The organism is Rhodoferax sp. ZS1R25, assembly GCF_056521335.1.
The window spans coordinates 815,673-840,042 of record NZ_JBWMAZ010000002.1 but is presented as its reverse complement, the minus strand read 5'-3'; the positions used below and the strand labels follow the sequence as shown (position 1 = coordinate 840,042).

At 63.5% G+C, this 24,370-nt stretch carries 19 protein-coding genes; 10 read left to right on the top strand and 9 right to left on the bottom strand.

The features are described from left to right. The first annotated feature begins 1 nt into the window (after nucleotide 1). Nucleotides 2-1,330 (top strand): efflux RND transporter periplasmic adaptor subunit, encoded by a 1,329-nt coding sequence (locus tag AC097R_RS14745; protein ID WP_479598884.1) that lies wholly within the window; start codon nucleotides 2-4, stop codon nucleotides 1,328-1,330. A 19-nt stretch (nucleotides 1,331-1,349) separates the two neighbouring features. After that, nucleotides 1,350-4,400 carry an efflux RND transporter permease subunit gene (locus tag AC097R_RS14740; protein ID WP_479598883.1) on the top strand — a complete coding sequence of 1,017 codons (3,051 nt, stop codon included), beginning with the start codon at nucleotides 1,350-1,352 and terminating at the stop codon, nucleotides 4,398-4,400. Nucleotides 4,401-4,419: 19 nt separating this feature from the next. On the opposite strand, the gene moaA is transcribed toward AC097R_RS14740, so the two are convergent. Continuing rightward, nucleotides 4,420-5,580, bottom strand: a complete 1,161-nt coding sequence (gene moaA / locus AC097R_RS14735; RefSeq protein WP_479598882.1) for a GTP 3',8-cyclase MoaA — start codon at nucleotides 5,578-5,580, stop codon at nucleotides 4,420-4,422. Between the two features lie 93 nt (nucleotides 5,581-5,673). Between moaA and AC097R_RS14730 the strand changes: the two genes are divergently transcribed. Genes AC097R_RS14730 through AC097R_RS14720 form a run of 3 tightly spaced genes read left to right on the top strand, consistent with a single transcriptional unit; the run spans nucleotide 5,674 to nucleotide 10,488 of the window. Next, complete coding sequence (locus AC097R_RS14730; RefSeq protein ID WP_479598881.1) at nucleotides 5,674-7,605, top strand: TonB-dependent receptor plug domain-containing protein; 1,932 nt, start codon at nucleotides 5,674-5,676, stop codon at nucleotides 7,603-7,605. A 4-nt stretch (nucleotides 7,606-7,609) separates the two neighbouring features. Further along, nucleotides 7,610-8,548, top strand: coding sequence for an ABC transporter substrate-binding protein (locus tag AC097R_RS14725; RefSeq protein WP_479598880.1), 939 nt, complete (start codon nucleotides 7,610-7,612; stop codon nucleotides 8,546-8,548). Next, a complete protein-coding gene (locus tag AC097R_RS14720; protein WP_479598879.1) occupies nucleotides 8,545-10,488 on the top strand; it encodes a hybrid sensor histidine kinase/response regulator in 1,944 nt (647 codons plus the stop codon). Before AC097R_RS14725 ends, AC097R_RS14720 begins: the two co-directional genes overlap by 4 nt. Nucleotides 10,489-10,497: 9 nt before the next feature. On the opposite strand, the gene AC097R_RS14715 is transcribed toward AC097R_RS14720, so the two are convergent. Both AC097R_RS14715 and AC097R_RS14710 read right to left on the bottom strand, forming a co-directional pair. Then, entirely contained in the window at nucleotides 10,498-11,136 is a 639-nt protein-coding gene (locus AC097R_RS14715; RefSeq protein ID WP_479598878.1) for a response regulator, read from the bottom strand. 116 nt (nucleotides 11,137-11,252) lie between these two features. Beyond that, nucleotides 11,253-13,316 (bottom strand): sodium-translocating pyrophosphatase, encoded by a 2,064-nt coding sequence (locus AC097R_RS14710; RefSeq protein ID WP_479598876.1) that lies wholly within the window; start codon nucleotides 13,314-13,316, stop codon nucleotides 11,253-11,255. Between the two features lie 242 nt (nucleotides 13,317-13,558). Here AC097R_RS14710 and ppa point away from each other — a divergent pair, with 242 nt between their 5' ends. After that, nucleotides 13,559-14,095, top strand: coding sequence for an inorganic diphosphatase (ppa, locus tag AC097R_RS14705; protein WP_105259644.1), 537 nt, complete (start codon nucleotides 13,559-13,561; stop codon nucleotides 14,093-14,095). Between the two features lie 96 nt (nucleotides 14,096-14,191). Here ppa and AC097R_RS14700 read toward each other — a convergent pair whose 3' ends face one another. Together AC097R_RS14700 and AC097R_RS14695 are read right to left on the bottom strand one after the other, a co-directional pair. After that, the gene (locus AC097R_RS14700; protein WP_479598875.1) at nucleotides 14,192-14,989 is read right to left on the bottom strand and encodes an esterase/lipase family protein; all 798 of its coding nucleotides are present in this window, start codon (nucleotides 14,987-14,989) and stop codon (nucleotides 14,192-14,194) included. 10 nt (nucleotides 14,990-14,999) lie between these two features. Beyond that, complete coding sequence (locus AC097R_RS14695; RefSeq protein WP_479598874.1) at nucleotides 15,000-16,589, bottom strand: wax ester/triacylglycerol synthase family O-acyltransferase; 1,590 nt, start codon at nucleotides 16,587-16,589, stop codon at nucleotides 15,000-15,002. Between the two features lie 177 nt (nucleotides 16,590-16,766). Here AC097R_RS14695 and AC097R_RS14690 point away from each other — a divergent pair, with 177 nt between their 5' ends. Together AC097R_RS14690 and AC097R_RS14685 are read left to right on the top strand one after the other, a co-directional pair. Further along, a complete protein-coding gene (locus AC097R_RS14690; RefSeq protein ID WP_479598873.1) occupies nucleotides 16,767-17,267 on the top strand; it encodes a chemotaxis protein CheW in 501 nt (166 codons plus the stop codon). Nucleotides 17,268-17,355: 88 nt separating this feature from the next. Next, complete coding sequence (locus AC097R_RS14685) at nucleotides 17,356-19,449, top strand: methyl-accepting chemotaxis protein (RefSeq protein WP_479598872.1); 2,094 nt, start codon at nucleotides 17,356-17,358, stop codon at nucleotides 19,447-19,449. Here AC097R_RS14685 and AC097R_RS14680 read toward each other — a convergent pair. Beyond that, nucleotides 19,446-20,615: a GNAT family N-acetyltransferase gene (locus AC097R_RS14680; protein ID WP_479598871.1), complete on the bottom strand. Its 1,170-nt coding sequence runs from the start codon at nucleotides 20,613-20,615 to the stop codon at nucleotides 19,446-19,448. The two genes, AC097R_RS14685 and AC097R_RS14680, sit on opposite strands and share 4 nt — an antisense overlap. A gap of 74 nt (nucleotides 20,616-20,689) precedes the next feature. Between AC097R_RS14680 and AC097R_RS14675 the strand changes: the two genes are divergently transcribed. Beyond that, entirely contained in the window at nucleotides 20,690-22,366 is a 1,677-nt protein-coding gene (locus AC097R_RS14675; RefSeq protein WP_479598870.1) for an NAD+ synthase, read from the top strand. 42 nt (nucleotides 22,367-22,408) lie between these two features. Next, the gene (locus AC097R_RS14670; RefSeq protein WP_479598869.1) at nucleotides 22,409-22,747 is read left to right on the top strand and encodes a P-II family nitrogen regulator; all 339 of its coding nucleotides are present in this window, start codon (nucleotides 22,409-22,411) and stop codon (nucleotides 22,745-22,747) included. Here AC097R_RS14670 and AC097R_RS14665 read toward each other — a convergent pair. The 3 genes from AC097R_RS14665 to AC097R_RS14655 are packed head-to-tail and all read right to left on the bottom strand — an operon-like array spanning nucleotide 22,744 to nucleotide 24,362. Beyond that, nucleotides 22,744-23,148, bottom strand: coding sequence for a diacylglycerol kinase (locus tag AC097R_RS14665; protein ID WP_479598868.1), 405 nt, complete (start codon nucleotides 23,146-23,148; stop codon nucleotides 22,744-22,746). The two genes, AC097R_RS14670 and AC097R_RS14665, sit on opposite strands and share 4 nt — an antisense overlap. A 14-nt stretch (nucleotides 23,149-23,162) precedes the next feature. After that, on the bottom strand, nucleotides 23,163-23,687 hold the full coding sequence (locus AC097R_RS14660) for an RDD family protein (protein ID WP_479598867.1): 525 nt from the start codon (nucleotides 23,685-23,687) through the stop codon (nucleotides 23,163-23,165). 48 nt (nucleotides 23,688-23,735) lie between these two features. Next, nucleotides 23,736-24,362 (bottom strand): DUF3106 domain-containing protein, encoded by a 627-nt coding sequence (locus AC097R_RS14655; RefSeq protein ID WP_479598866.1) that lies wholly within the window; start codon nucleotides 24,360-24,362, stop codon nucleotides 23,736-23,738. Between the last annotated feature and the right edge of the window lie 8 nt (nucleotides 24,363-24,370).

The window sequence follows — 24,370 nt, the reverse complement described above, 5'->3', positions numbered from 1 at the left end:
CATGGCATCTAAAGTTATCTATACCTCGGTCGCGGTGTTGGGCATTGCGGGCTTGTCTGCCGCTGCCTGGTGGTACCAATCCCGGCCACAAGGCCCGCAAGAGATCACGACCAACCCGGCCAACGCCGCGTCGGCCAGTAAATCGCCGGCAGGCGCGGCTCCCCGTGCAGCTGGGGTGGAAGTGGCCAAAGTGGAGCAAGTGTCTTTGCAGGACGATGCGCAATCGGTGGGCAGCTTGCGCTCTCGCCAGAGCGTGATGCTGCGCCCCGAAGTGGCGGGCCGTGTGGTGAGTCTGGGGTTTCAGGACGGAGCGCCGGTGCGCAAAGGGCAACTGCTGGTGCAACTGGAAGATACGCTGCAACGCGCCGAGCTGAGCCAGGCCCAGGCCCAGGTGTCTATCGCCCAGGCCAACCTCAAACGCAACCAGGAGCTGGTGGCACAGAACTTCGTGGCCCAGCGTGTGCTCGATGAGAGCGCCGCCAATGTGCAGGTGGCCCAAGCCCAGTTGGCGTTGGCCCAGGCTCGCCTGGGGCGCATGGCCATCGTGGCGCCGTTTGACGGTACCGTGGGCTTGCGCAATGTGAACCTGGGCGACTATGTGAAAGATGGTGCGGATTTGGTGAACCTGGAAGACACCGGCAGCATGCTGGTCGACTTCCGCCTGCCAGAGCGCTACCAGCGCAAGATCAAGCTGGGCCAGGGCGTTGAAATGGTGCTGGACGCGTTTCCGGGGCGCGTGTTCAAGGCACGCATTGAGGCGATTGACCCGTTGCTTGATGCCAATGGCCGTTCCATTGGCATCCGGGCCATGCTGCCCAATACGGCGGGAGAGGCAGCTGTGCCTGCGACCAAGGAGGCTGCCAAAGCTCCCGCACAACCTGTACAGAAGTCTGCACGCGGAGCTCAACCGGCAAGTGCTGCCAAGGGTGGCGCTACCGGGCCGTTGCGTCCCGGCATGTTTGCACGCGTGACCGCCGTGTTTGGCGTCAATGATTCGGCACTCGTAGTGCCCGAGGAAGCGATTGTTCCCCAGGGTGGCAAGCAGTTCGTGATTCGGGTGGTGGAGCCTTCGCAGGTTCCGACTGCCACTGGCCTGCCGGCCGACACCCAGTGGGTGTCGTTGCGCCAGGAGGTCAAGCTGGGGGTGCGCCGCCAGGGCAAGGTGGAGGTGCAGGAAGGTGTGAGCGAGGGCCAGACCATTGTGGTGGCCGGCCAGCAGCGCCTGCAAAAAGACGGTACCCCGCTGCGCATCGTCGAGCTCGGTCGTCCCGCCGCTGCCCCTGCGGGCGCCGCATCTGCGCCGCAGGCCGCGGCCTCGTCTTCCCGTTAATTTCTGAGGCAGACGCACCATGCAGTTGGCGGAAACCTCCATTCGTCGCCCGGTCTTCGCGACCGTGCTGTCCCTGCTGATCATGCTGGTGGGCGCGGTGTCGTTCAATCGGTTGTCGGTGCGCGAATACCCCAAGATCGACGAGCCCGTGGTGACGGTCACAACGCAGTTTTCCGGCGCCTCGAGTGAGGTGGTGGAAGCCCAGGTCACCAAGATTCTCGAAGACTCCTTGGCTGGTATCGAAGGGGTGGATGTCATCACCTCCAGCAGCCGCCAGGAGCGCAGTCAGATATCGATTCGCTTTGCGCTGTCACGCGATGCTGATTCGGCCGCGGCCGATGTGCGCGACAAGACCTCGCGCGTGCGCCAGCGCCTGCCGCAGGGCATTGACGAGCCGGTGATTGCCAAGGTGGAGGCGGATGCCTTTCCCGTGATTTTCCTGTCGCTGAGTTCGGACACGCATTCGGCGCTGCAACTCTCGGAAATGGCCAACACGCTGGTCAAACCCATTTTGCAGACGGCACCCGGTGCTGCCGATGTGACGGTGCAGGGGGAGCGCAAGTTCTCCATGCAGATCGCGCTGGATCCCGCCAAGCTGGCCGCGTATCGCCTGACAATACAGGACGTGGAAGACGCCTTGCGCCGGTCCAATATTGAAGTACCCGCGGGGCGCATCGAAAGTACCTTGCGCGAATTCAATGTGACGGCAGCTACCGATTTGCGCCGCCCGCAGGAGTTTGCGCAGGTGGTAGTGAAGTCGGTGAACGGTTTTCCGGTGCGCATTGGCGATGTGGCACGCGTGCAGCAGGGCCCGGCCAACGAACGCACCAGCGTGCGGCTGAACGGCCGCGATGCGATCGGTGTCGGCGTGATTCGCCAGGCGACGGCTAACCCGTTGGACCTGTCTGCTGGCGTGCGCCAGCTGATGGTCAAGATCCAGAAAGACCTGCCACCCGGTGTGACCGTGGATGTGGCCAACGACAACTCAGTGTTTATCGACCGCTCCATCAAGGCGGTGTACCAGACCATCGTGGAAGCCTCGGTGTTGGTGGCGCTGGTGATCTTTCTGTTCCTGCGCACGCTGCGTGCGGCCATCATCCCGCTGGTTACGATTCCGGTCGCCCTGATCGGCACTTTTGCGCTGATGGCATTGGCCGGGTTCAGTATCAACACGCTGACACTGCTGGCCCTGGTGCTGGCGATTGGCCTGGTGGTGGACGATGCCATCGTGATGCTGGAAAACATTTACCGCCACATTGAAGATGGCATGCCGCCGTTCCAGGCGGCCATCCGCGGTGCGCGCGAAGTGGGCTTTGCCATTGTGGCGATGACGCTCACGCTGGTGGCCGTGTATGTGCCGCTGGCCTTTGCGCCAGGGCGCACGGGCCGCCTGTTCACCGAATTTGCGCTGGCGTTGGCGGGCGCGGTGACGGTGTCGGGCGTGGTCGCGCTAACGCTCTCGCCCATGATGTCTTCCGTGCTGTTGCGTCACAACCCCAAGCCTGGGTGGTTTGACCGCACCATGGAGCATCTGCTGGAGTCCTTTACCAAGGGTTACGGCTGGGTGCTGGCATGGACGTTGCGCCATCGCTGGCTGGTGGTGTTGGTGATGGTGGGCAGCGGTGTGGTGTCGTGGTCGGTGATGTCCGACATCAAGCGCGAACTCTCTCCGCTGGAAGACCGGGGCGTGGTGCTGGCACAGCTGAATGCACCCGATGGCTCGACGCTGGACTACACCAACCGCTATGCACGTGCCATCGAAAAGGTGGGGGAGAGCTACCCGGAGTTTGACCGCGTCTTCTCCACCATCGGCAACCCCACCGTGGCGCAGGGCAACGTGTTTTTCCGGGCCGTGCCCTGGGAGGAGCGCAAGCGCAGCACGCTGGAAATGGCCAAGGAGATGACGCCGCGCATTTCGGGCCTGTCCGGCGTGACCGCATTTCCCGTGACGCCTCCGTCCCTGGGACAGGGCTTTACCCAGCGTCCGGTGAACTTCGTGATCATCACTTCCGAGAGCTACCAGAACCTGTCGCAAGCCGTGCGTGCGTTCCAGGACGAATTGGCCAAGAACCCCGGCTTTCTGCAAGTGGATACCGATTTGCGCCTGAACAAACCCGAATTCCGTATGGAGGTGGACCGGGAGCGGGCGGCAGACCTGGGTGTGGGCGTGGACACCATTGCGCGTTCGGTAGAGACCATATTGGGCGGGCGCAACGTGACCCGCTACAAACGGGAGGGCGAGCAGTACGACGTGGTGGTGCAGACCCTGGCCAGCGGCCATGACGCGCCAGAAGACATTGACAGGATCTTTGTGCGGGCCAAGGGAGATGCCATGGTGCCCTTGTCGGCCTTGGTGAAAATTCGTGAGGTGGTGGTGCCGCGCGAGCTCAACCACTTTGGCCAGCGGCGCTCTGCCACCATCACCGCCAACTTGTCTGCCGACTACTCGCTGGGACAGGCGCTGGATTTTCTGGATGCGACGGCCAAAAAGGTGTTGAAACCCGGCTACGCCACCGACGTGAACGGCTCCAGCCGCGAGTTCAAGAAGTCGTCGGATTCACTGACGCTGGTGTTCTTGCTGGCGCTGGTGTTCATTTTTCTGGTGCTCGCAGCGCAGTTTGAAAGCTTTGTAGACCCCTTGGTGATCATGCTGAGCGTGCCGCTGTCCATGGCGGGCGCCTTGGTGGCGCTCAAATGGTCGGGTGGGACGCTGAACGTGTTCAGCCAGATCGGTTTGATCACCCTGGTGGGGCTGATCACCAAGCACGGCATTTTGATGGTGGAGTTTGCCAACCAGCTGCGAGAGCAGGGCATGGCGACCTTGCAGGCGATCCAGCAATCGGCTTCGCAGCGCATTCGTCCGATTTTGATGACCACCGGTGCCATGGTGCTGGGTGCCATTCCGCTGGCGTTTGCCAAGGGCGCCGGGGCCGAAAGCCGGCAGCAAATTGGGTGGGTGATTGTGGGTGGCATGACCGTGGGTACCTTGCTCACGGTGTTTGTGGTACCCACCATGTACACCCTGTTGGCACGCAAGCACGCACCGGGCGCCAAGAAAGACACCGCCTGAGACGAGACTCTCTGCCTTTTCAGCCGCCGATGTAGCTCATCTCCACACGGCGGGCGCTGGTGGTGCTGTCCGCGGGCTGGCTGGCCCGCAACTCTGAGTAGCGGTCGCTTCGACCTTGCCAGATATGGGCAATGGCCGATGCCAGCTCTGCCTCGCTGTGACCACCGCGCAGCAGGCTGCGCAGATCGTGGCCCTGGCTGGCAAACAGGCAGGTGTAGAGCTGGCCTTCGGTCGAGAGTCGGGCGCGGTTGCAGCTGCCGCAGAACGCCTGGGTCACGCTGCTGATCACGCCAATTTCTCCGGCGGTGGTGTCATGGAGACCCTCTGCATCGGCATAGCCCCAGCGCTCCGCGGTTTCTCCCGGTGCGCTGTGTTCCAGCGCCAGCAGGGGAAATTCCTCACGGATGCGTTCCACCACCTGGGCCGAAGGCAGCACCTCGTCCATGCGCCAGCCATTGGTGGCGCCCACGTCCATGTATTCAATGAAACGTAGCACCACGCCGGTTCCTTTGAAGTGGCGGGCCATGGGCAAAATTTCCTGGTCGTTGGTACCGCGTTTCACCACCATATTGACCTTCACCGGGCCCAGGCCTGCCGCCAGCGCAGCGTCGATGCCATGCAGCACATCGCCCACCGGGAAGTCCACATCGTTCATGCGACGAAACACCGTGTCGTCCAGTCCGTCCAGGCTCACCGTGACCCGTTGCAGTCCGGCGTCCTTCAATGCCTGGGCTTTGCGTGCGAGCAGCGATCCGTTGGTGGTCAGTGTCAGGTCCGGGGCATGTCCCTCGGGCGTGCGCAACTGTGCCAGTTGGCCAATCAGTACTTCAATGTTTTTGCGCAGCAGGGGCTCACCGCCGGTCAGGCGGATTTTGGACACTCCATGGGCGACAAAGTGGCGCGCCAGGCGGGTGATTTCTTCAAAGCTGAGCAGGTCGCTGTGGGGCAGGTAGGCGTAGTCCTTGTCGAACACGTCCTTGGGCATGCAGTAGCTGCAGCGAAAGTTGCAGCGGTCCGTCACGCTGATGCGCAAATCATGCAGAGGCCGGCCCAGGCGGTCACCCAGGTGACCGGTTGCTGGGACCTGCACGGCCGACTCCAGCACAGAGCGCGGCACCTGCAACGCTGCCGAGCGCTGGTCGACCAGAGGGACTATCCGTTGTGTACTGGGTGCAGCCATGGGCATATTGTCCACGCCTTGCCTGGTGCGCCCTGAAACCCAGTGCAAAATCACCCTACAAGTATTACAAGGTCTTTCGTTGGGGAAACGCCTATGTCTACCAAACTTATCGCTGTCACCTTCCTGCTGTCCAGTACGCTGGTCGAGGCCCAAACGGGCGCGGCGGTGAGCGAGCGCGACTTTCTGGGCGACATGCCTGTGGTGTTGTCGGTGTCGCGTCTGTCGCAACCGGTGGACGAAGCGCCGGGCGCTGTCACCGTGCTAGACCGGCAATTCATCCGCAACTCCGGCGCGCGTGATGTGGCAGATTTGCTGCGCTTGGTGCCCGGTTTTCAGACCACCACGTCCTTTGAAACCGATGCGCCACTGGCCTCCTACCATGGCCGTAGCGATGACTGGGCCAACCGCATCCAGGTGCTGGTGGATGGTCGCTCGGTGTACTCCGGCCATTTGCAGGGCTCGGCCGGCTTGGGCTTGCAGACCCTGGCGCTGGACGACATTGCGCGCATCGAGGTTTTGCGGGGGTCCAACTCCGCCACCTACGGCGCCCGTGCTTTTTTGGGGGTGATCAACATCATTTCCAGAGACGCTAGAGATGTGGGGTCCACTGCCTCTTTGACGCTGGGAGATAACAATGTGGCAGACGCAGGTGCCAGTATCGGCTGGGGCTTGCCTGGCGCTACCTACCGGCTCAGTGTAGACAGCCGGGGTGACCAGGGACTGCGCCGCACCTATGGCGGCAACCGGGTGTCGCGGGTGAATGCTGTGGCTTCGTTGGATGCTGGGGGCGGGGCGGAGCTGGACATGCGCGTGGGCGCATTGGGCATTGATTCCGGGCGCGGGTCTGCCGACTCGCCGGGCAACATTGCGCGTATGCGGTTCCTGGGCTCGCAGTTTGTGCAGGTCGACTGGCGTAAACCACTCGAAGGTGACCAGGATATACAGCTGAGTTTTTCTCACACCCAGAACACGCACAAAGACAACTTTCTCTACCAAAGTACAGACCTCATCAATGGTGTCAATTACTTCGGAGCCCTGGTCGACTTTGGCGCCCAGGAACTGAATGACGCGCTGTCATTGCAGCACACCGTGGTGCATACCTTGAGCCTGCGTTCGGTGTGGGGGCTGGAGGTCCGGCGGGAGCAGGTGACCTCGCACTCCAGTTTCGATACGCGGAACGAGGTGGTATCGAATTTCTCTCGCCTGTTTGGCAGCGCCGAGTGGCGTTTGCAGCCCGACTGGGTCTTGAACGCGGGTGCCATGGCCGAGCAAAGCGATATGGGCGGTGGCACTTTTTCACCGCGGCTGATGTTGAACTGGCACGCGCTGCCTGGCCACACGCTGCGTGCCGGGGTGTCGAGTGCATTTCGTCCGCCCAGTGCGTACGAGAAATACGCGGCGGTGCGCTACTACGATGCCAACGGCGCCAACCCCCTCACTACGGTGCAGAGCACTGGACAGCTGCTACCGGAGAAAATTTTCACCCGCGAGCTGGGCTACAACTACAACCTGCAGAAGCAGGGCGTTTCAGGGGATGTGCGTTTCTTCGACGAGCGCATCACGGATGGCATTGAGCGCCCAGCCAATCTGTCGCCGGAGGACTACCAGAACATCGAGAACTTCAGCATCACCGGGGTGGAGCACCAGATCCAGTGGAAGCCCAGCGCCGCTACCCAGCTGTTTGCCACCCAGGCCTGGACACAAATTGCTGGCGCCGAGCGCTTCAAGACCACCCATGGCGCGGCACGCTTTGCGGCATCGTTGATGGCGGTGCATACGCTGTCGTCCGGCACCACGTTGTCGCTGATGCACCAGCAGTCCGAGGACATTGGCCTCATGTCGGGCAGCGACAAGCTGTACTCCGTAGGACGCACCGACTTCCGTATTGCCAAAGGCTTTTTGCTGGGCAAGAACAAGGCCGAGTGGGCCTTCACGTTACAAAACCTCGACGTGCCCTCACGCGATGGCGACGCCAAGTTCATGTTTGAACGCAGGGCCCTGGTGAGCCTGCGTGTGGAGAACTGAACGGATGTTGGGTCTGGCAGTGCTTCCGCGATGTCTGGCTGCGCTGGCGCTATGGTGTGCCGGTGCGTGCTGGGGCGCGGACGTTGTCATTCTCAGCAGCGAACGCAGCGCCGGCTATTCCGAAGCCGCCCAAGCCGTGGTGGCCGAGCTGGTGCGCTCAGGGGTGGACCGTGCCGACATTGCACAGCTGGTGGTACCGGACGTGCCGGGTGCCGAGGTCGTGGGCCTGCAGGGCGGCAAGGTCTGGATTACCTTGGGGGCAGAAGCCCTCGGCCGAGCCTTGCCGCGCGAGGGGCGCCCGCCCATCATTGCGGCCCTGATTCCGCGCCTGGGATTTGAGCGCATCGTGCGCGAGACGGTGCACAAGTCCACGGCCGGTGTGGCCGCGCTGTACCTGGACCAGCCATTTACGCGCCAGCTGGACCTGCTGCACCTGGCCCTGCCCGATGCCAAACGGGTAGGTGTGCTGTGGGGCCATGAGTCGATGCTGCAGCAGGCCGGGCTGATCGCCGCCGCGCAGTCGCGCGGGCTGGAAATTGTGGGCGGCACCGTGACGTCGCCCATCACCCTGTACGCGGGGCTCAAAACCGTGTTGAGCGACACCGATGTGCTGCTGGCCGTAGCCGATCCTGCCGTCTACAACGGCACCACGATTTCCAATATTCTGCTGGCGACCTACCGTTCTCGTGTCCCCTTGGTGGCGTTTTCGCCGGCCTATACCAAGGCAGGGGCCCTGATGTCTTTGCACAGCGCTCCACGCCAGGTGGGCGGGCAGGCGGCCACCATGGCCCGGGTTCTGCTGCAGGGCGGGGCGGTACCCGTATCGCAGTACCCGCAGGAGTTCAGCGTGGTGGTGAACGACTACGTGGCCCGGTCGCTGGGGTTGACACTGGACGAAGGCGTGCTCAGTGAGCGCCTGCGCCGCCTGGAGAGGCGCCCATGATGTTTCCAGGCATTCGCGCCCGCATGCTGGCTGCGGCGCTGCTCCCGGTCTTCCTGGTGGTGGTGGCACTGGTCGGCATTTTCTGGACCAGCCGCGTCGCGGATCTGGACGAATCGCACGACCTGCGCGCCAAGCTGATGGCGCGCCAGGCGGCGCTGGCCAGCGAGTACGGGCTGTTCTCTGGCAACGTGTCGGCACTGCAGGTGGTGCTGGGGGGCGTACAGCGCGAGGCCGATGTGCGCTCCGTGGCGGTGTTTGACGTGGATGGCCGCATGCTGGCCAGCACCGGGGTTCTGCAGTACAAAGGTCTGCAAGAAGCCAAGGGCGCGGTGTACCAGGCCTTCCAGCGCAGCCGTGACGTGGATGTGCTGGCCGAGCCGGTGGCCTCCAGCAGTGTGCCGCTGGATGATTTCTTTGGCTCCAGTGTCGCCCCGCCCACGCCACCGGCCCCCCTGGTGCTGGGCCACGTGGTGGTGGAGATTTCCCGGGGCCGCCTATTGGCGCGTGAGCGCGAGTTGCTGCTGGTGGCGCTGGCCGTGGGCTTTGCCGGCTTGGTGCTGGGCGGATTTTTGGCCACCCGCATGGGGGAAGGTGTGGTGCGGCCCGTGCTGCGCGTGTCACGCATGATCGAGCGTATCGGCGAGGGTGACCTGACGCCTAGCTCGGAAGCCTTGCCCACCGATCCCCTGTATGTGTTGCAAACCCGTTTGAACCAGATGGCGCAGCGCTTGGCCTGGGGCCGCGAGGAAATGGAATTCAGGGTGGAGTCGGCCACACGCGAATTGCGGTTGAAAAAAGAAGAGGCCGAAACCGCCACGCTGGCCAAGTCGCGGTTTTTGGCAGCCGCCAGCCATGACCTGCGCCAGCCCACCCATGCATTGGGCATGTTTGTGGCCCGGTTGGGGCAGTTGCCCTTGGATATTCCCACGCGCCAGCTGGTGGCCAGTCTGGAGGCCTCGGTGCAGTCCATGCAGGATTTGCTGGACGGCCTGCTGGACATTTCGCGCCTGGACGCCGGTGCTGTGCAAGTGCAGCGCGGTGCGGTCAACATTGGCGAACTGTTCACCAGCCTGCGCAAGGCGCTGCTGCCCCTGGCCGAGGGCAAAGGCCTGCGGCTGCGGGTGCGCCCTAGCCGCCACTGGGCACTGACCGACCCCATGCTGCTGCAGCGCATGGTGATGAACCTGGCCAACAACGCCCTGCGCTATACCGAGCGCGGTACGGTGCTCATCAGTTGCCGCAGTGTGGAGGGCGGGCCCACCCTGCGGCTGGACGTGTCCGACAGCGGCATTGGCATTTCGCCCACGCACCAGGCGGACATTTTCAAAGAGTTCTACCAGGTGGGCAATTCGGGCCGGGACCGGGCCCAGGGCCTGGGCTTGGGTCTCAACATCGTGGAGCGCACAGCGCAGCTGTTGGGCCACCCGATTGCCCTGCGCTCGGACCTGGGGTGTGGCACGCGCTTCTCTATTTTTCTGCCAGTGGCGCAGGCGGTGGACAGCCTCAGTGCGGTGGTGGCGCCAGAGCCCGCTGGGCTGCTGGGGCTGGAGGGCATGCGGGTGCTGGTGATCGAGGACGACGGCTTTGCGCTGGAGGCGATCAGCGATCTGTTGACCTCATGGGGTTGCGTGGTGCATGCAGCGGCGTCTGTGGCGCAGGCGTTGGACTTTGCCAATGGCTATGCCCCACCCGATGTGGTGCTGAGCGATTTCCGGCTGGGTGAGGATCGCAATGGCCTGGACGTGATCGCCATGGTCCGGGCCACGGCCCGGCGTGAGATTCCTGCGTGTTTGATGAGTGGCGATACGGACGCCACGCTGATTCAGGCTGCCAAGGACGCCGGGCTGACGCTGCTGCACAAACCGGTGCGTCCGGCCAAACTGCGCAGCCTGTTGCGCCGCCTGGCCATGGCGGCCGGGCCTGTGGTGGACGAGGCTTAGGCGGCCGGCTTAGTTGGCCTGGCTGGCGCGGTAGCCGCTGCGCGCAGCGGCCACAACGGCCTGGGTGCGGTTCTGCACATCAAAGTAGCGCAGGATGGCGGCCACATGGGTTTTGACAGTTTCTTCGGAGACGTTCAGGCTGGTGCCAATTTCGCGGTTCGAGCGGCCATCCAGCAGCTCGCGCAGCACCAGCTCCTGGCGCTGGGTCAGCGGGGGTTTGGAGGACGCGGCATCAAAGGGCAGGGCCCCGAAATCGCCTTCCAGCTCTAACGGTGAGTAGACGTCGCCGTCCAGTACCAGGCGCACGGCGTTCAACAACTCGTCGCTGAGGGTGGATTTGGTAACAAAGCCCGAGGCACCGGACTGCAGCACCTGGCGCATGACCTGGATGTTGGCCGAGCCCGACAGCATGACGATGGGCAGCTCTGGGTGGTCTTTGCCAAATACATCCAGGGCCTGCAGGCCGGTCATGTCGGGCAAGTGGTAGTCCAGCAACACCAGATCGATGTCCGGGTGGGCATCGGCAATGGCAAATGCCTGCGCGCAGGTGCCCGCCTGCAGCACGCTGACGTTTTCGTCCAGTCCTTTGAGCACCTGGTGCAGGCCTTCGCGCACCAGGGCATGGTCATCAATTACGAGTATTTTCACGGGTCGCTTCGAGACGGGCGGGGCTGCCCCAAAGCGCCATGGTAGCGTAAAGCGAAGACAGTTTGTTACATGAAAAAGGCCCGCCGAGGCGGGCCTTTGCAGGAAGCGGGGAGAACTCAGCCGCCGTGGATCTTCATCATCAGTGGCACGATGAGCAGCGCCACGATGTTGATGATCTTGATCAGCGGGTTCACCGCTGGGCCGGCCGTGTCTTTGTAGGGGTCACCCACGGTGTCACCGGTCACGGCAGCCTTGTGCGTCTCGGAGCCCTTGCCGCCATGGTGGCCGTCCTCGATGTACTTCTTGGCGTTGTCCCAGGCACCGCCGCCGGTGCACATGGAGATCGCCACAAACAGGCCGGTCACGATGGTGCCCATCAGCAGCCCCCCCAGGGCGGCGGGGCCGAGAACCAGGCCAACCACGATGGGTACGACCACAGGCAGCAGGGACGGAATCATCATTTCCTTGATGGCCGCCGTGGTCAGCATGTCCACTGCGGTGTCGTATTCGGGCTTGCCGGTACCGTCCATGATGCCCTTGATTTCCTTGAACTGGCGTCGCACTTCCACCACCACCGCACCGGCAGCGCGGCCCACGGCCTCCATCGCCATGGCACCAAACAGGTAGGGAATCAGGCCACCGATGAACAGGCCGATGATGACCATGGGGTCGCTCAAGTCAAAGGTGATGTGCTTGCCAAATGCGTCCAGCTTGTGGGTGTAATCGGCAAACAGCACCAGCGCGGCCAGCCCGGCGGAGCCAATCGCGTAGCCCTTGGTCACGGCCTTGGTGGTGTTGCCCACCGCGTCCAGCGGGTCGGTGATGTCACGCACGCTGGCGGGGAGTTCAGCCATCTCGGCAATGCCGCCGGCGTTGTCGGTGATGGGGCCATAGGCGTCCAGCGCCACCACGATGCCGGCCATGCTGAGCATGGAGGTGGCTGCGATGGCGATACCGTACAGGCCACCCAGGCTGAAGGCACTGTAGATGGCCGCACATACAAACAGCACCGGCCAGGCGGTGGAGCGCATGGACACACCGAGGCCGGCAATGATGTTGGTGCCGTGGCCGGTGGTGGACGCCTGGGCGATGTGTTGTACGGGCGCGTACTGCGTGCCGGTGTAGTACTCGGTGATCCAGACCAGCGCGCCGGTCAAGACCAGGCCCACGGTGCAGGCGCCGAACAGGCTACCAGCGGTGATCACATGGCCATCGGTCAGGGTGACAGCGGCAGGGAACAGCGACTGCGTGACAAAGTAGAACGCAATCAGCGACAGCACGCCGGCAATCGCCAGGCCCTTGTACAGCGCTGGCATCACGTTCTTCATGCCGGGCGAGGCCTTGACGAAGAAGCAGCCAATGATGGACGCCACAATCGACACCGCACCGAGTGCCAGAGGGTATAAAACGGCTGTAGCCCCCGCTGCACTTGCGAGAAGCGCTCCTAAAACCATAGTGGCGATCAGGGTCACTGCATAGGTTTCAAACAAGTCGGCCGCCATGCCGGCGCAGTCACCCACGTTGTCGCCCACGTTGTCGGCAATCACGGCCGGGTTGCGCGGGTCGTCTTCGGGAATGCCCGCTTCCACCTTGCCCACCAGATCGGCGCCCACGTCGGCGCCCTTGGTGAAAATGCCACCGCCCAGACGGGCGAAGATGGAAATCAGCGACGAGCCAAACGCAAAGCCGATCAGCGGATTGAGCTTGGCGGTGGTCACCATGCCGTCCGGCACCAGGTACCAGTAAAAGCCGGTCACGCCCAAGAGGCCCAGTCCCACCACCAGCATGCCTGTGATGGCGCCGCCGCGGAAGGCCACGTCCAGCGCGGGGCCGATGCCCTTGGTCGCTGCTTGGGCGGTACGCACATTGGCGCGCACCGACACGTTCATGCCGATGAAGCCGCAGGCGCCCGAAAGCACCGCGCCCACGACAAAGCCCACGGCGCTTAAGGAGTCCAGAAACACGCCAATCAAAATCGCCAGCACCACGCCCACAATGGCGATGGTCTTGTACTGGCGAGAAAGGTAGGCTGCGGCGCCGGTCTGGATGGCGGCTGCAATCTCTTGCATGCGCGCATTGCCGGCGTCTTGGGAAAGGATCCAGCTGCGTGCCCAAACACCGTACACCACGGCGATCAGTCCACAGCCAAGCGCTAGAAATAGCGCTGTGTTGCCCGTCATAGAAATACTCCTCTATGGTTGTTTCGCGAAGGAGGGAACAACGCTAGCGATGCCCCCGCTGCGTTGCTTCCTCAGTGCTCCAACCCCACGATGCAAGGGGAGATGATTGGCCAACGGGCCGAATGTAGCGTGCTTTGATGACAGTCCCGGGAAAACGCAAGTGCCAAGTCAGTAAAATCCGGGTTAATCCCTAGGTTTCCCCGAAGGTTTCCCGTTTCTTACTTTCAACAAAGAGCACACGCATGTCCCTCGACAAAGTCACCCCTGGCAGCAAAGTCCCCGAGGCGTTCAACGTCATCATCGAAATTCCCATGAACGCCGATCCGGTGAAGTACGAGGTGGACAAGGACTCTGGCGCCATTTTTGTGGACCGCTTCATGAGCACCGCCATGCACTACCCCACCAACTACGGCTATGTGCCCAAGACCATTTCCGGCGATGGCGACCCCGTGGACGTGCTGGTGATCACCCCCGTACCCCTGATTCCTGGTGTGGTGGTGACCTGCCGCGCCATCGGCATCCTGAAGATGACCGACGAAGCCGGCGAAGACGGCAAAGTGCTGGCCGTGCCCGTCGACAAGATCCTGTCGCTGTACAGCCAGTGGAAGAAGCCGGAAGACCTGAACCCCTTCCGCCTGAAGACCATCGCCCACTTCTTTGAACACTACAAGGATCTGGAAGAAGGCAAGTGGGTCAAGGTGCAAGGCTGGGAAGGCCCAGAGTCCGCCCAGAAGGAAATCATGGACGGCATTGCCAACTACAACAAGCAGCAGGCGTAACACCGGCTGCGGCAGGGTTTAGGGGTCAAATAGGCCTCTAGCCCCCGTCGATACTGCGCGAGCAGCTATCAAAAGAAGAGCGCTGACCCAGCCGGGTCAGCGCTCTTTGTGTTTGGCGTCCGGAAACACCCACTGCTGCAGCCGGCCCGTGGGTTCAAACGGTTTCCAGGCGCCCTGCGCCTGGGCCAACCGATCCGCCACCACCCACCAGGCCGTGGGGTTCAGGCCCAGACCGATGTGGCTGGCGAACACTTCCACGTTCTCGGTGTGCGGGTTGGTGCGGCTGGCGGCCTGCAGGCTGGCGGACCAGGCGACTACGCCGTCGGTGCGCGAATAGATGGAGGTGGTGGGCACGGGCGGTGCGGCCGGTAGGTCGAAGTTTTCCACCTCCTGGGTGATGCTGCGGCCGCTGGTGAGCTCGTACAGGCGCCAGGCGTTGGTGCTTTTGTGCGAGCCGGAAAACGGGCTGCCCAGGGTGATGACGCTGCGCACGTGGTCGGGCAGGGCCTTGGCCAATTCGCGGGCATAGATGCCGCCCAGGCTCCAGCCCACCAGGCTCACCTTCTCGCCGCTGGCCTCGGCCGTTTCTTGCACCTGGCGCTTGGCGGTTTCCAGCACACCGGCGCGTGGGCCAAAGTTGTAGCCCTGGTTCCAGCCCGAAATGTCGTAGCCCAGGTTTTTGAGGTAGCTGCGCAGCGGCAGCGTGGAGCCGTCGCTGGCCGATAGGCCGGGGAACACGATGACCGGGTGGCCATCGCCCGTCGGGGCTTTGGCCAGGGCGGGCCAGCTGGGTAGCAAAGACCACAGCTCCCAGGGGGCTCGCATTTCCAGCGCCATCAGCCAGGCGTTCGGGGCAGGGGGGTGATCGGTTTCCGGTGCGCTTGCTTTTGCCATACGACGTTGTTCAGGCGGCCTTCGCTGGCCGCTTTCTTGAAGAAGGGGTTTTCACAGTAGCAGCTTTTGCCGCTGCGCCCCGCCGTGGTGCAGCGGCTTTAGTTGGGGCACTCTGTTTTTTCGTCGCCTTGGTGACTGCGGGGGCGGTTTGTGGCGCTTTTTCGGCGTTGGCGCGGGCCAGCAGTGCGCGGCCTTCCTCAAACGCGGCTTCCAGCGCCCCGGTCAGGTCCTGCACCTGGGGCAGGGCGTCGCGGTCGGCAATCACGCCAAACTCCACGCTACCGGCGTAGGTCTGGATGGTGATGTTGAGCGCAATGCCGTGGACCACGATGGACATGGGGTGGAAGCTCAGCATGCGCGCACCGGCCAGGTACAGCGGTACCTGCGGGCCTGGCACGTTGCTGATGACCAGGTTGGCCATCATGGGCAGCCGCTTGGACAGGCCGGTGGCGCTGTAGGTCTTGAACGCGGCTTTGGCCACCCCGCCCACCACCCACGGCGCCAGCAACGAGGGGTAGTCGGTCGGCAGCATCGTCTTGAGGTTGGCCATGGCGTTCTTCACCTTGGCGGTGGAGGCCATGATGGCTTGCAGCCGTTTCAGCGGGTGGGCTAGGTGGGTGCCCAGCTCCACCACGGTCATGGAGGCCTGGGTGCTGTAGTCGTTGTTCCCCGCTTCGCGCAGGCTCACGGGCATGGCGGCCAGCAGGGGCTTGCGCGGAATGCTGCTGTGCTGCGCCAGGTAGCTGCGCAGCGCGGTGGCGCAGATCCACAGCACGATGTCGTTGAACGAACCACCCACGGCCTGCGCCATGGCACGGCAGTCGGCAAACGGCACGCTGGCCGTGCCAAAGCTGCGCTCGGTGCCCACCGCCACGTTGAACACGGTGAGCGGCGCCAGCGTTATGGGCGACTTGGCGCGCAGCCCCGTGCCTGTGCCCTTCAGCGTTTGCTGGGCCACGGTGCTGCCCAGCGCCTGCGCGGCCTGCGGCAGGGCGCGGGCCAGCTTGGCGTACTGCGCCAGCGTGTTGGAAAACACCGCGCCCAGCATCTGGCCAATCTTCAGGTCCTGCGGCTTGCGCGTTCGGGCGCTGGGCGGCGGCACCTCACGCGGGGTGGCGCTTACGTCCAACATGGCCTGGCTGAGGATGGTGCCGGCCTTGCCGTCCAGCGTGGCGTGGTGGATCTTGGCGTACATGGCACCGCACACCGTGCCGTCGGGGCAGAGCACGCGGTCAAACACATGGAACTCCCACAGCGGGCGGCTGCGGTCAATCAGTTCGGTGTGCAGCGCCGTGGCGTGCGCCTGCGCCTGGGCCAGCGTCATCGTGCGGCCCTTCACCTTGCGGATATGAAAGCCCAGGTCCACATCGTCCACGCGCAGCCACACGGGGTGGCCCAGGTCCAGCGGCATCAGCCCGAGCTTGCGGCTGAACACCTCGGCCAGGTGCATGCGCTTGCCGATGTGTTCGGTCACCGCCTTGTGGAAGCTGTAGCGCGGCACGGCGGGCAGGGCGTAGCGGCAAAAGGTGCCCACGTGCATGGGCATCTGCGGGGTTTCCAGGTACAAAAAGGTGGCGTCAAGGCCGCTCAAGGTCTGCATGGGGAGGTCTCCTGCACGCAGCGTACCAGCCGAAACCACGCCCGACAGCTAGGGTTTGCCAAGGGCTGTGCCATGCTGGAAAACCAGCAGGTTTGGCCGCCCCTGAAATGAAATTGCGCGTGTATGATGAATTGCAGAACGCTGGAATTCCAACCCCTGTGCCGCTGAGGTGACGCTATGGAAGCTCTTCACAACTCTCCAACGCTGGACACCAGCCACGGCAGCAGCGCAACACACACCAGCCAGTACCTCACGCTCAAACTGGGCGACGAGGACTACGCCATCGAGATCCTGCGCGTACAGGAAATCCGCTCCTACGAGATGCCCACCAAGATGGTGAACTCGCCCAGCTTCGTCAAGGGCGTGATCAACCTGCGTGGGGTCATCGTCCCCATCGTCGACCTGCGGCTCAAGCTCAACCTGGCGCAGGTGCTCTACAACGACTTCACCGTGGTCATCATCCTCAACGTGCGCGGCAAGGTGGTCGGCGCCGTGGTGGATGGGGTGTCTGACGTGGTCACGCTCAATGCCGAAGCCATCAAGCAGGCGCCGCAGTTTGAGTCGGCGCTGGATTCCCGTTTCATCATCGGGCTGGCCCATGTGGGCGAGCGCATGCTGATCGTGATGAACATGGAGGCCCTGATGGGCAACGCAGAGATCGGCATGGTGGCTGCGTAGCTCCGCTGAACACCCGGCAGACAACGGGTGCGCCCAGGTGGGCGATTTTTACGAGTGATAAGTTGGATAACGCATTGGAGCAAAGACGATGACCTTGGGCTTTTTAACCTCCCTGCGCGGGAAAATTGTGGCCACCGTGGGCCTGCTTGTGGTGGCGGGATTGCTGGGCCTGTCCATCACCAATGTGTTGACCGCACGCAGCTACGCGCTGGAGTCGCTGGGCAACCAGACCCGGGCGCTCTCGCATTCGCATGCGGCGGGCGTGGGCGACTGGGTGGCTGCCCGCCAGCAGGTGGTCAAGTCCTTCGCCGGTGCTGTGCCCGAGGCCGACCCCCTCAAGTTCCTGCAACAGGCCAAGATCGCTGGTGATGTGGATACGGCCTACATCGGCTATGCGGACAAACGCACCGCCTTCTCCAGCCCGCAGACCCTGCCGCCAGACTACGACCCCACCTCGCGCCCCTGGTACCAGCTGGCAGCCAAGGCGGCCGGCTCGGTGGTCACCGAGCCGTATCTGGACGCCGGCACCAAGAAGCTCGTCATCACCTTCGCCTCCGCCGTGAAAGACGGCACCCAGGTGAGTGCGGTCACGGCGCTGGACGTCTTCATGGACGGCGTGGTGCGCAATGTGGCGTCCATCCGGCCCACGCCTGGCACCTACGGCTTCATCGTCGCCAAGGACGGCAAGATCGTGGTGCACGAAGACACGGCGCTGGTGCTCAAGCCCGTGACCGACATCGCGCCCAGCCTGGGCAGTGGCGGTGTGGATGCCTTGGTGAAAACCGCAGCGCTCAGCGATGTAGTGATCCGCGGCGAAAACCGCCTGGTCTATGCCGAGGCCATTCCCGGCACCGACTGGACGCTGCTGGTCGCGCTGAACCGCCAGGAGGCCATGGGCGGCATCGTGGCCATGGTGTGGTCGTCGGCCGTATGGAGCGTGGTGATCGCGGTGCTGGCCATTCTGGTGATCGGTGCGGTGCTGAGCAAGGTGCTAGGCCGGCTGGTGGTCCTGCGCAACGCCATGCAGGACATTGGCTCGGGCGAGGGCGACTTGACGCGCCGCATTGCTACATCAGGTGCCGACGAGCTGGCCAGCATTGCCGGTGGCTTCAACCAGTTTGTGGAGAAAACCCAGCAGGTGCTGCGCCAGGTGCGCAGCAGCGCCGACAACGTGGCGCTGGCCAGTGCAGAGATTGCGCAGGGCAATAACGACCTGTCTGCCCGCACCGAACAACAAGCCAGCGCCCTGGAAGAAACCGCCGCCTCCATGGAAGAACTCGGTTCCACCGTCAAACAAAACGCCGACTCCGCCCGCCAGGCCAATCAGCTAGCCATGAATGCCTCTACCGTCGCCATCCAAGGCGGAGAAGTCGTCGGCCAAGTCGTTGAAACCATGAAAGGCATCAATGAGTCCAGTCGCAAGATCGCCGACATCATCAGCGTCATCGACGGAATCGCCTTCCAGACCAACATCCTGGCCCTGAACGCAGCCGTAGAAGCCGCAAGAGCCGGAGAACAGGGACGCGGCTTTGCGGTCGTTGCATCTGAAGTCCGATCCTTGGCCGGACGCTCTGCAGAAGCTGCCAAAGAAATCAAAACCCTCATCGGCACCAGCGTAGAGCGGGTGGAACAGGGAACCGCCCTGGTCGACAAAGCCGGCTCCACCATGACCGAGGTTGTTACCAGCATCAAACGGGTCACTGACATCATGGGAGAAATCAGTGCAGCCAGCAGTGAACAAAGCAGTGGAGTGGCGCAGGTAGGAGAAGCCGTCACCCAGATGGACCAGGCCACCCAACAGAACGCAGCGCTAGTCGAACAAATGGCCGCAGCAGCCTCCAGCCTGAAGAGCCAGGCGCAGGACCTGGTGCAGGTGGTGGCGGTGTTCAAGTTGGGTAACGAAGCACCGGGTCATGCCGCGGGTGTGCACCTGCCCCCCGCCAAGGTGCGTTCCAGCGCGCCCAAGGTGCCAGCGTTCAAGGGGCCGGAGCGCCGTGGGGACACCAAACCGGCTGCCGCGGCTGCCAAACCCGCCGCAACCCATGCGCACACTGCCAAAGCGCCTGCGGCCAAGCCCAAGGTGCAGCCCGCCGCGGCGGCGCACGCCCCCACCACCGTGGTGCCCAAGACCAGCACCAAGCTTACCCCCGCGGGTGGGGACGATGATTGGGAAACCTTCTAAGTCGGGTGCCTGAACGGCGAGCGGTGGTTCAGCTCGTCCAGGTAGTGGCCGATGCCCTGGCCCTCACGCTCCAGAAAGCGGGCCACGGCGTCGGCAAAGGCCGGGTGCGCCAGCCAGTGGGTGCTGGTGGTTTTGACGGGTAGCAGCGCCCGCGCCATCTTGTGCTCGCCCTGGGCACCGCCTTCAAAGCGCTGGTAGCCGTTGGCAATGCACCAGGCCAGCGGCTGGTAGTAGCAGGCCTCAAAGTGCAGGCAGTCCACCGGCTCCAGCGCCCCCCAGTAGCGGCCATAGGCCACGCTAGCCCCCGTGGAATATGCGCCAACAGCTATCAAACTGCTAGCAATGGGGCGCCCGTTGCGCTGCGCCACAAACAGCAACCAGTTTTCCGGCATGGTGCGGGCCATGCGCGTAAAGAAGTCGCGGTTCAGGTAGGGCGGGTTGCCGTGCTCCAGGTAGGTGCGCTCGTAGCAGCGGTAGAAGAAATCCCAGTCAGCCTCTGAAATCTCAGCGCCCTGCACATTGCGAAAGGTCACACCGGCCTCGGCTACTTTGCGCCGCTCCTGGCGGATCTTCTTGCGCTTGTCCTGCGCCAAGCTGGCGAGGAAGGCGTCGAAGTCAGCGTAGCCGGGGGCGGTGTTCTGCCAGTGGAATTGCACGGTGTGGCGCAGCATCAAGCCAGCGTCGTCGCTGGTCTGCACATCGTCGTCACTGGCAAACAGCGTGTGCAGGGACGACGCGCCCACGTCCTCGCACCAGCTCACCACGGCCTTAAGTAGTGCGGCACGCGCCTGTGCGTTGCGCGCCAGCAGACGCGCACCCGGCACTGGCGTGAAGGGCACGGCAATCACGGCCTTGGGGTAGTAGGGCACGCCGTGCTGCTGGTAGGCGCTGGCCCAGGCCCAGTCGAACACGTATTCGCCGTAGGAGTGCTGCTTCAGGTAGACCATGCAGGCGGCCTGCAGCAGGCCGCCTGCATGCAGCGTGATGCAGTGCGGCGCCCAGCCGGTGTCGGCGGTGGCGCTGCCGCTTTCCTCCATCGCGGCCAGGTAGGCGTGGCGCATGAAAGGGCTGGGCTGGGCCTGCGCGGCCAGCAGGCCGTCCCAGGCGGCAGCGTCCACCTCCAGCACCGAGGCATGGACCCCAATGACATAATTGGCTTCACCCATGGAGCGCCTTCTTCTCGATGGCTGGCGCGATGGCTGCGCCCGCGGCGCTGCTGTGAACAATGACTGGCTGGTTCATGACTCTTTCACTGTGCGTTGCACAACTCAATTTCATCGTTGGCGACCTGGACGGTAACGTCAAAAAAATCGTGGATGCGGCGACCCAGGCCTATGCGGACGGCGCGCGCCTGCTGTTGACCCCCGAACTCTCCATCTGCGGCTATGCGGCCGAAGACCTGTTTCTGCGCCCCGCCTTTATCTCCGCCTGCGATGATGCCGTGAAAGCCCTGGCCCAGCAGCTTGCCGGGTTAAAAGGCCTGAGCGTGGTGGTGGGCCACCCCCAGGGTGGCGACAGCCGAACGCGCTCCACCGCGGTGCAGCAGCGCCACAACGCGGCCAGCGTGCTGCGCGAAGGCCAGGTGGTCGCCACCTACGCCAAGCGCGAGCTGCCGAACTACCAGGTGTTTGACGAGCGCCGCTACTTCACGCCCGGCAATGGTGTCTGCGTGTTTACCGCGGGCGAGGGCGCTGACGCCGTCAAGGTGGGCCTGCTGATCTGTGAAGACGCCTGGTTTGAAGAACCCGCGCGTTTGGCCAAGGAGGCGGGTGCCGAGTTACTGGTCGTCATCAACGCCTCGCCCTTCCACGTGGGCAAGGGCTATGAGCGCGAGGCCATGATGGCGAAGCGCTGCCAGTCCACGGGCCTGCCGCTGGTCTACGCCCACCTGGTGGGCGGGCAAGACGAGGTGGTGTTTGAAGGCCACTCGTTTGCGCTGAATGCCGATGGCACCGTGGCCGGTCGCGCCCCCAGCTTCAAGGAAAATTTGTTCCTGGCCCGCGTGGAACGTTCGCCAGCAGCTATAAAAATCGTAGCATCGGTGGAGCCTGAACGCAGTCCCGAGGCCGACCTGTGGGACGCACTGGTGCTGGGTGTGCGCGACTATGTGGGCAAAAACGGCTTCCCCGGTGCGTTGCTGGGTTTGTCCGGCGGTATCGATTCCGCGTTGGTGCTGGCCGTGGCGGTGGACGCGCTGGGCGCCGACAAGGTGCGCGCCGTGATGATGCCCTCGCCCTACACGGCCGACATCAGCTGGATTGACGCCCGCGACATGGCCGCCCGCATGGGCGTGCGCTACGACGAGATTTCCATCGTGCCGGAGTTCGAAGCCTTCAAGGCTTCACTCGCGAAGGAGTTTGCGGGCCGCGCCGAAGACACGACCGAGGAGAACATCCAGGCCCGCATCCGCGGCACGCTGCTGATGGCGCTCTCCAACAAGTTTGGCAGCATCGTGCTGACCACGGGCAACAAAAGCGAGATGGCCACGGGCTACTGCACGCTGTATGGCGACATGGCGGGTGGCTTTGCGGTCATCAAAGACCTGGCCAAGACCACGGTGTTCAAGCTCTGCCGCTGGCGCAATGGCCATGATCCGTATGGCACGGGCGCCAGTCCTATCCCCGAACGCATCATCACGCGCCCGCCCAGTGCCGAGCTACGCCCCGACCAGAAGGACCAAGACAGTCTGCCGCCCTACGAGGTGCTGGACGGCATTCTGGAGCGCTACATGGAGAACGACGAGAGCATCGAGTCCATCATCGCGGCCGGGTTCGCGCGGGCCGATGTGGAAAAGGTGACGCGCCTCATCAAGATCAACGAGTACAAACGCCGCCAGGCGCCCGTGGGCATTCGCGTCACGCACCGCAGCTTTGGCAAGGATTGGCGTTATCCTATTACCAGTAAGTTCCGGGCCTGAGCTGCCCAGCCTGCCCGTTCATCCCTTCACCGAGACAAGACCATGAAACAAATCACCGCCGTCGTTAAACCTTTCAAGCTCGAAGAAGTGCGCGAAGCCTTGGCCGAATGTGGCGTGACCGGCCTGACCGTGACCGAGGTGAAGGGTTTTGGCCGCCAGAAGGGCCATACCGAGCTCTACCGCGGTGCCGAGTACGTGGTGGACTTTTTGCCCAAGGTGAAGGTGGAAGTGGTCGTGAAGACCGAAGACGTGGACCGCTGCGTGGACGCCATCGTCAAGGCGGCGCACACCGGCAAGATCGGCGACGGCAAGATTTTCGTCACCAGCGTGGAACGTGTCATCCGCATCCGCACTGGCGAACAGGACGAATCGGCAGTTTAAAGAAAGCGCTGGCCCAGCGCGGCCAGCCAAATGCCTGCACACACCAGCAGGCTCAGCAGCACCGCCGCGCTACCCATATCCTTGGCGCGCTTGGACAGGTCGTGCCACTCGGGCCCCACGCGATCGATGGCGGTCTCAATCGCGGTGTTCAGCAGCTCCACCACCATCAGCAGCAGCACGCTGCCCGCCAGCAGGGCGACTTCCACCCAGCTGCGGCCTAGCCAAAAACTCAGCGGTACGAGCACGAAGGCCGCTATGCATTCCTGGCGAAACGCGGTTTCGCCCCAGCCCGCGCGCAGCCCGGCCAGCGAATAGCCAAAGGCGTGCCACACGCGGTTTAGCCCGGTGCGTTCTTTTTGCGGGTTTACCGGTGTGTCAGCAGACGACAAAGTAGGTTCCATAGGGAGGTATTGGCCTAGCGGCTCAGGGGCAGGGAAGTCACCAGCCGTGTACCGGCCAGTGCATCGTGCCAAAACTGGCGCTGCGGGTGAAAACGGCTCAACAATGCCCAGACGGCCACCCAGCCGATGGTGATGACAATGATTTCCCCGGCGCTCAGGTGGAAGGGAGCCACGGCTGCAAGCGGTGGCAAAAACCAGATCCAGCTCAAGACATAGCGCCCCAGGGCGCGCAGCTGGGTCACGCGCTGGCCGTTGCGGTCTACCAGACGGATGTTCCAGGTTTTCATGGCCAGCGTCTGGCCATGGGCCCAGAACCAGACGAAATAGATGCCGAAAATCACGAACACAAAGCCCTGCAGCGCATGCCGGTTGTCCAGTGCGTGGCGGGTCTGGCTCAGGGTGCTGAACAGGTAGCCGGCCAGAAACACTACGCCGAACAACAAAATCCCCTCATACAACCAGCAGGCCATGCGCCGGCCCAGGCCGGGGATGTCAGGAACGGAAACGGGGAGTTCGGAGGCGGTCGCAGAAGAAAGCATGCGCCGATTGTAGAGAGGGCTCGGGGGCTGAACGCAGCCCCGACCGAATCAGGGAGGCGCCAGCGGCAGCAAGGTGTTGGGGTCTACCTGCTGCTGGGCGGTAATTTTGGAACGCTCTTCTTCAGGCGTGTGCCGTGTGATGGGCACCGGTGTGAGTTTGCTGGCCGATACCAGCGGCTTGTTCGATACCGCGGCGCCTGCGGGTTTGCCTGTGGCCTTATTGGCCAGCTTTTGTTTCTCCTCGGGGCTCAAGGCCTGGTAGGCCTCCCAGTCGGCAGCGCGCTTGGCGGGCTCCACCTTCTTGGCCTCGGCATAGTTCAGCCGCGCCAGTTCGCGGTCACGGGGCTTCAGGGCTGCCCATTCGGCCATGCGGCTGTGCATCTTGGTCTGCTCGGCAGTGCCCAGGTTGGCGTAGTTTTGGGCCACGGCAATCCATTTGCGCTTGTGGCCATCGCTCAAGGTGTCCCAGGTTGTCGCAAGCGGCTGCAGGGATTGGCGCTGAGGGTTGCTCAGGTCGGTCCAGGCCAGGGCCGAGAGCGGGGAGGACATGCTGTTGCCGGTTCCTGCGGCGGCTTGCGCCAGGGCCGCGCTGGACGCACTTGCACCCAGAACCAGCACCGCCAGCGCGACATGGCTGGCCTGGGTCAAAAACGGGTTGAAACGGCGGAAATTCACGGCAAAAA

What these genes read in the sequence shown, in the direction of transcription:
- AC097R_RS14745 (WP_479598884.1), top strand. Translation starts at nt 2, where the DNA reads ATGGCATCTAAAGTTATCTATACCTCGGTCGCGGTGTTGGGCATTGCG.
- AC097R_RS14740 (WP_479598883.1), top strand. Translation starts at nt 1,350, where the DNA reads ATGCAGTTGGCGGAAACCTCCATTCGTCGCCCGGTCTTCGCGACCGTG.
- moaA (WP_479598882.1), bottom strand. Translation starts at nt 5,580, where the DNA reads ATGGCTGCACCCAGTACACAACGGATAGTCCCTCTGGTCGACCAGCGC.
- AC097R_RS14730 (WP_479598881.1), top strand. Translation starts at nt 5,674, where the DNA reads ATGTCTACCAAACTTATCGCTGTCACCTTCCTGCTGTCCAGTACGCTG.
- AC097R_RS14725 (WP_479598880.1), top strand. Translation starts at nt 7,610, where the DNA reads ATGTTGGGTCTGGCAGTGCTTCCGCGATGTCTGGCTGCGCTGGCGCTA.
- AC097R_RS14720 (WP_479598879.1), top strand. Translation starts at nt 8,545, where the DNA reads ATGATGTTTCCAGGCATTCGCGCCCGCATGCTGGCTGCGGCGCTGCTC.
- AC097R_RS14710 (WP_479598876.1), bottom strand. Translation starts at nt 13,316, where the DNA reads ATGACGGGCAACACAGCGCTATTTCTAGCGCTTGGCTGTGGACTGATC.
- ppa (WP_105259644.1), top strand. Translation starts at nt 13,559, where the DNA reads ATGTCCCTCGACAAAGTCACCCCTGGCAGCAAAGTCCCCGAGGCGTTC.
- AC097R_RS14700 (WP_479598875.1), bottom strand. Translation starts at nt 14,989, where the DNA reads ATGGCAAAAGCAAGCGCACCGGAAACCGATCACCCCCCTGCCCCGAAC.
- AC097R_RS14695 (WP_479598874.1), bottom strand. Translation starts at nt 16,589, where the DNA reads ATGCAGACCTTGAGCGGCCTTGACGCCACCTTTTTGTACCTGGAAACC.
- AC097R_RS14690 (WP_479598873.1), top strand. Translation starts at nt 16,767, where the DNA reads ATGGAAGCTCTTCACAACTCTCCAACGCTGGACACCAGCCACGGCAGC.
- AC097R_RS14685 (WP_479598872.1), top strand. Translation starts at nt 17,356, where the DNA reads ATGACCTTGGGCTTTTTAACCTCCCTGCGCGGGAAAATTGTGGCCACC.
- AC097R_RS14680 (WP_479598871.1), bottom strand. Translation starts at nt 20,615, where the DNA reads ATGGGTGAAGCCAATTATGTCATTGGGGTCCATGCCTCGGTGCTGGAG.
- AC097R_RS14675 (WP_479598870.1), top strand. Translation starts at nt 20,690, where the DNA reads ATGACTCTTTCACTGTGCGTTGCACAACTCAATTTCATCGTTGGCGAC.
- AC097R_RS14670 (WP_479598869.1), top strand. Translation starts at nt 22,409, where the DNA reads ATGAAACAAATCACCGCCGTCGTTAAACCTTTCAAGCTCGAAGAAGTG.
- AC097R_RS14665 (WP_479598868.1), bottom strand. Translation starts at nt 23,148, where the DNA reads ATGGAACCTACTTTGTCGTCTGCTGACACACCGGTAAACCCGCAAAAA.
- AC097R_RS14660 (WP_479598867.1), bottom strand. Translation starts at nt 23,687, where the DNA reads ATGCTTTCTTCTGCGACCGCCTCCGAACTCCCCGTTTCCGTTCCTGAC.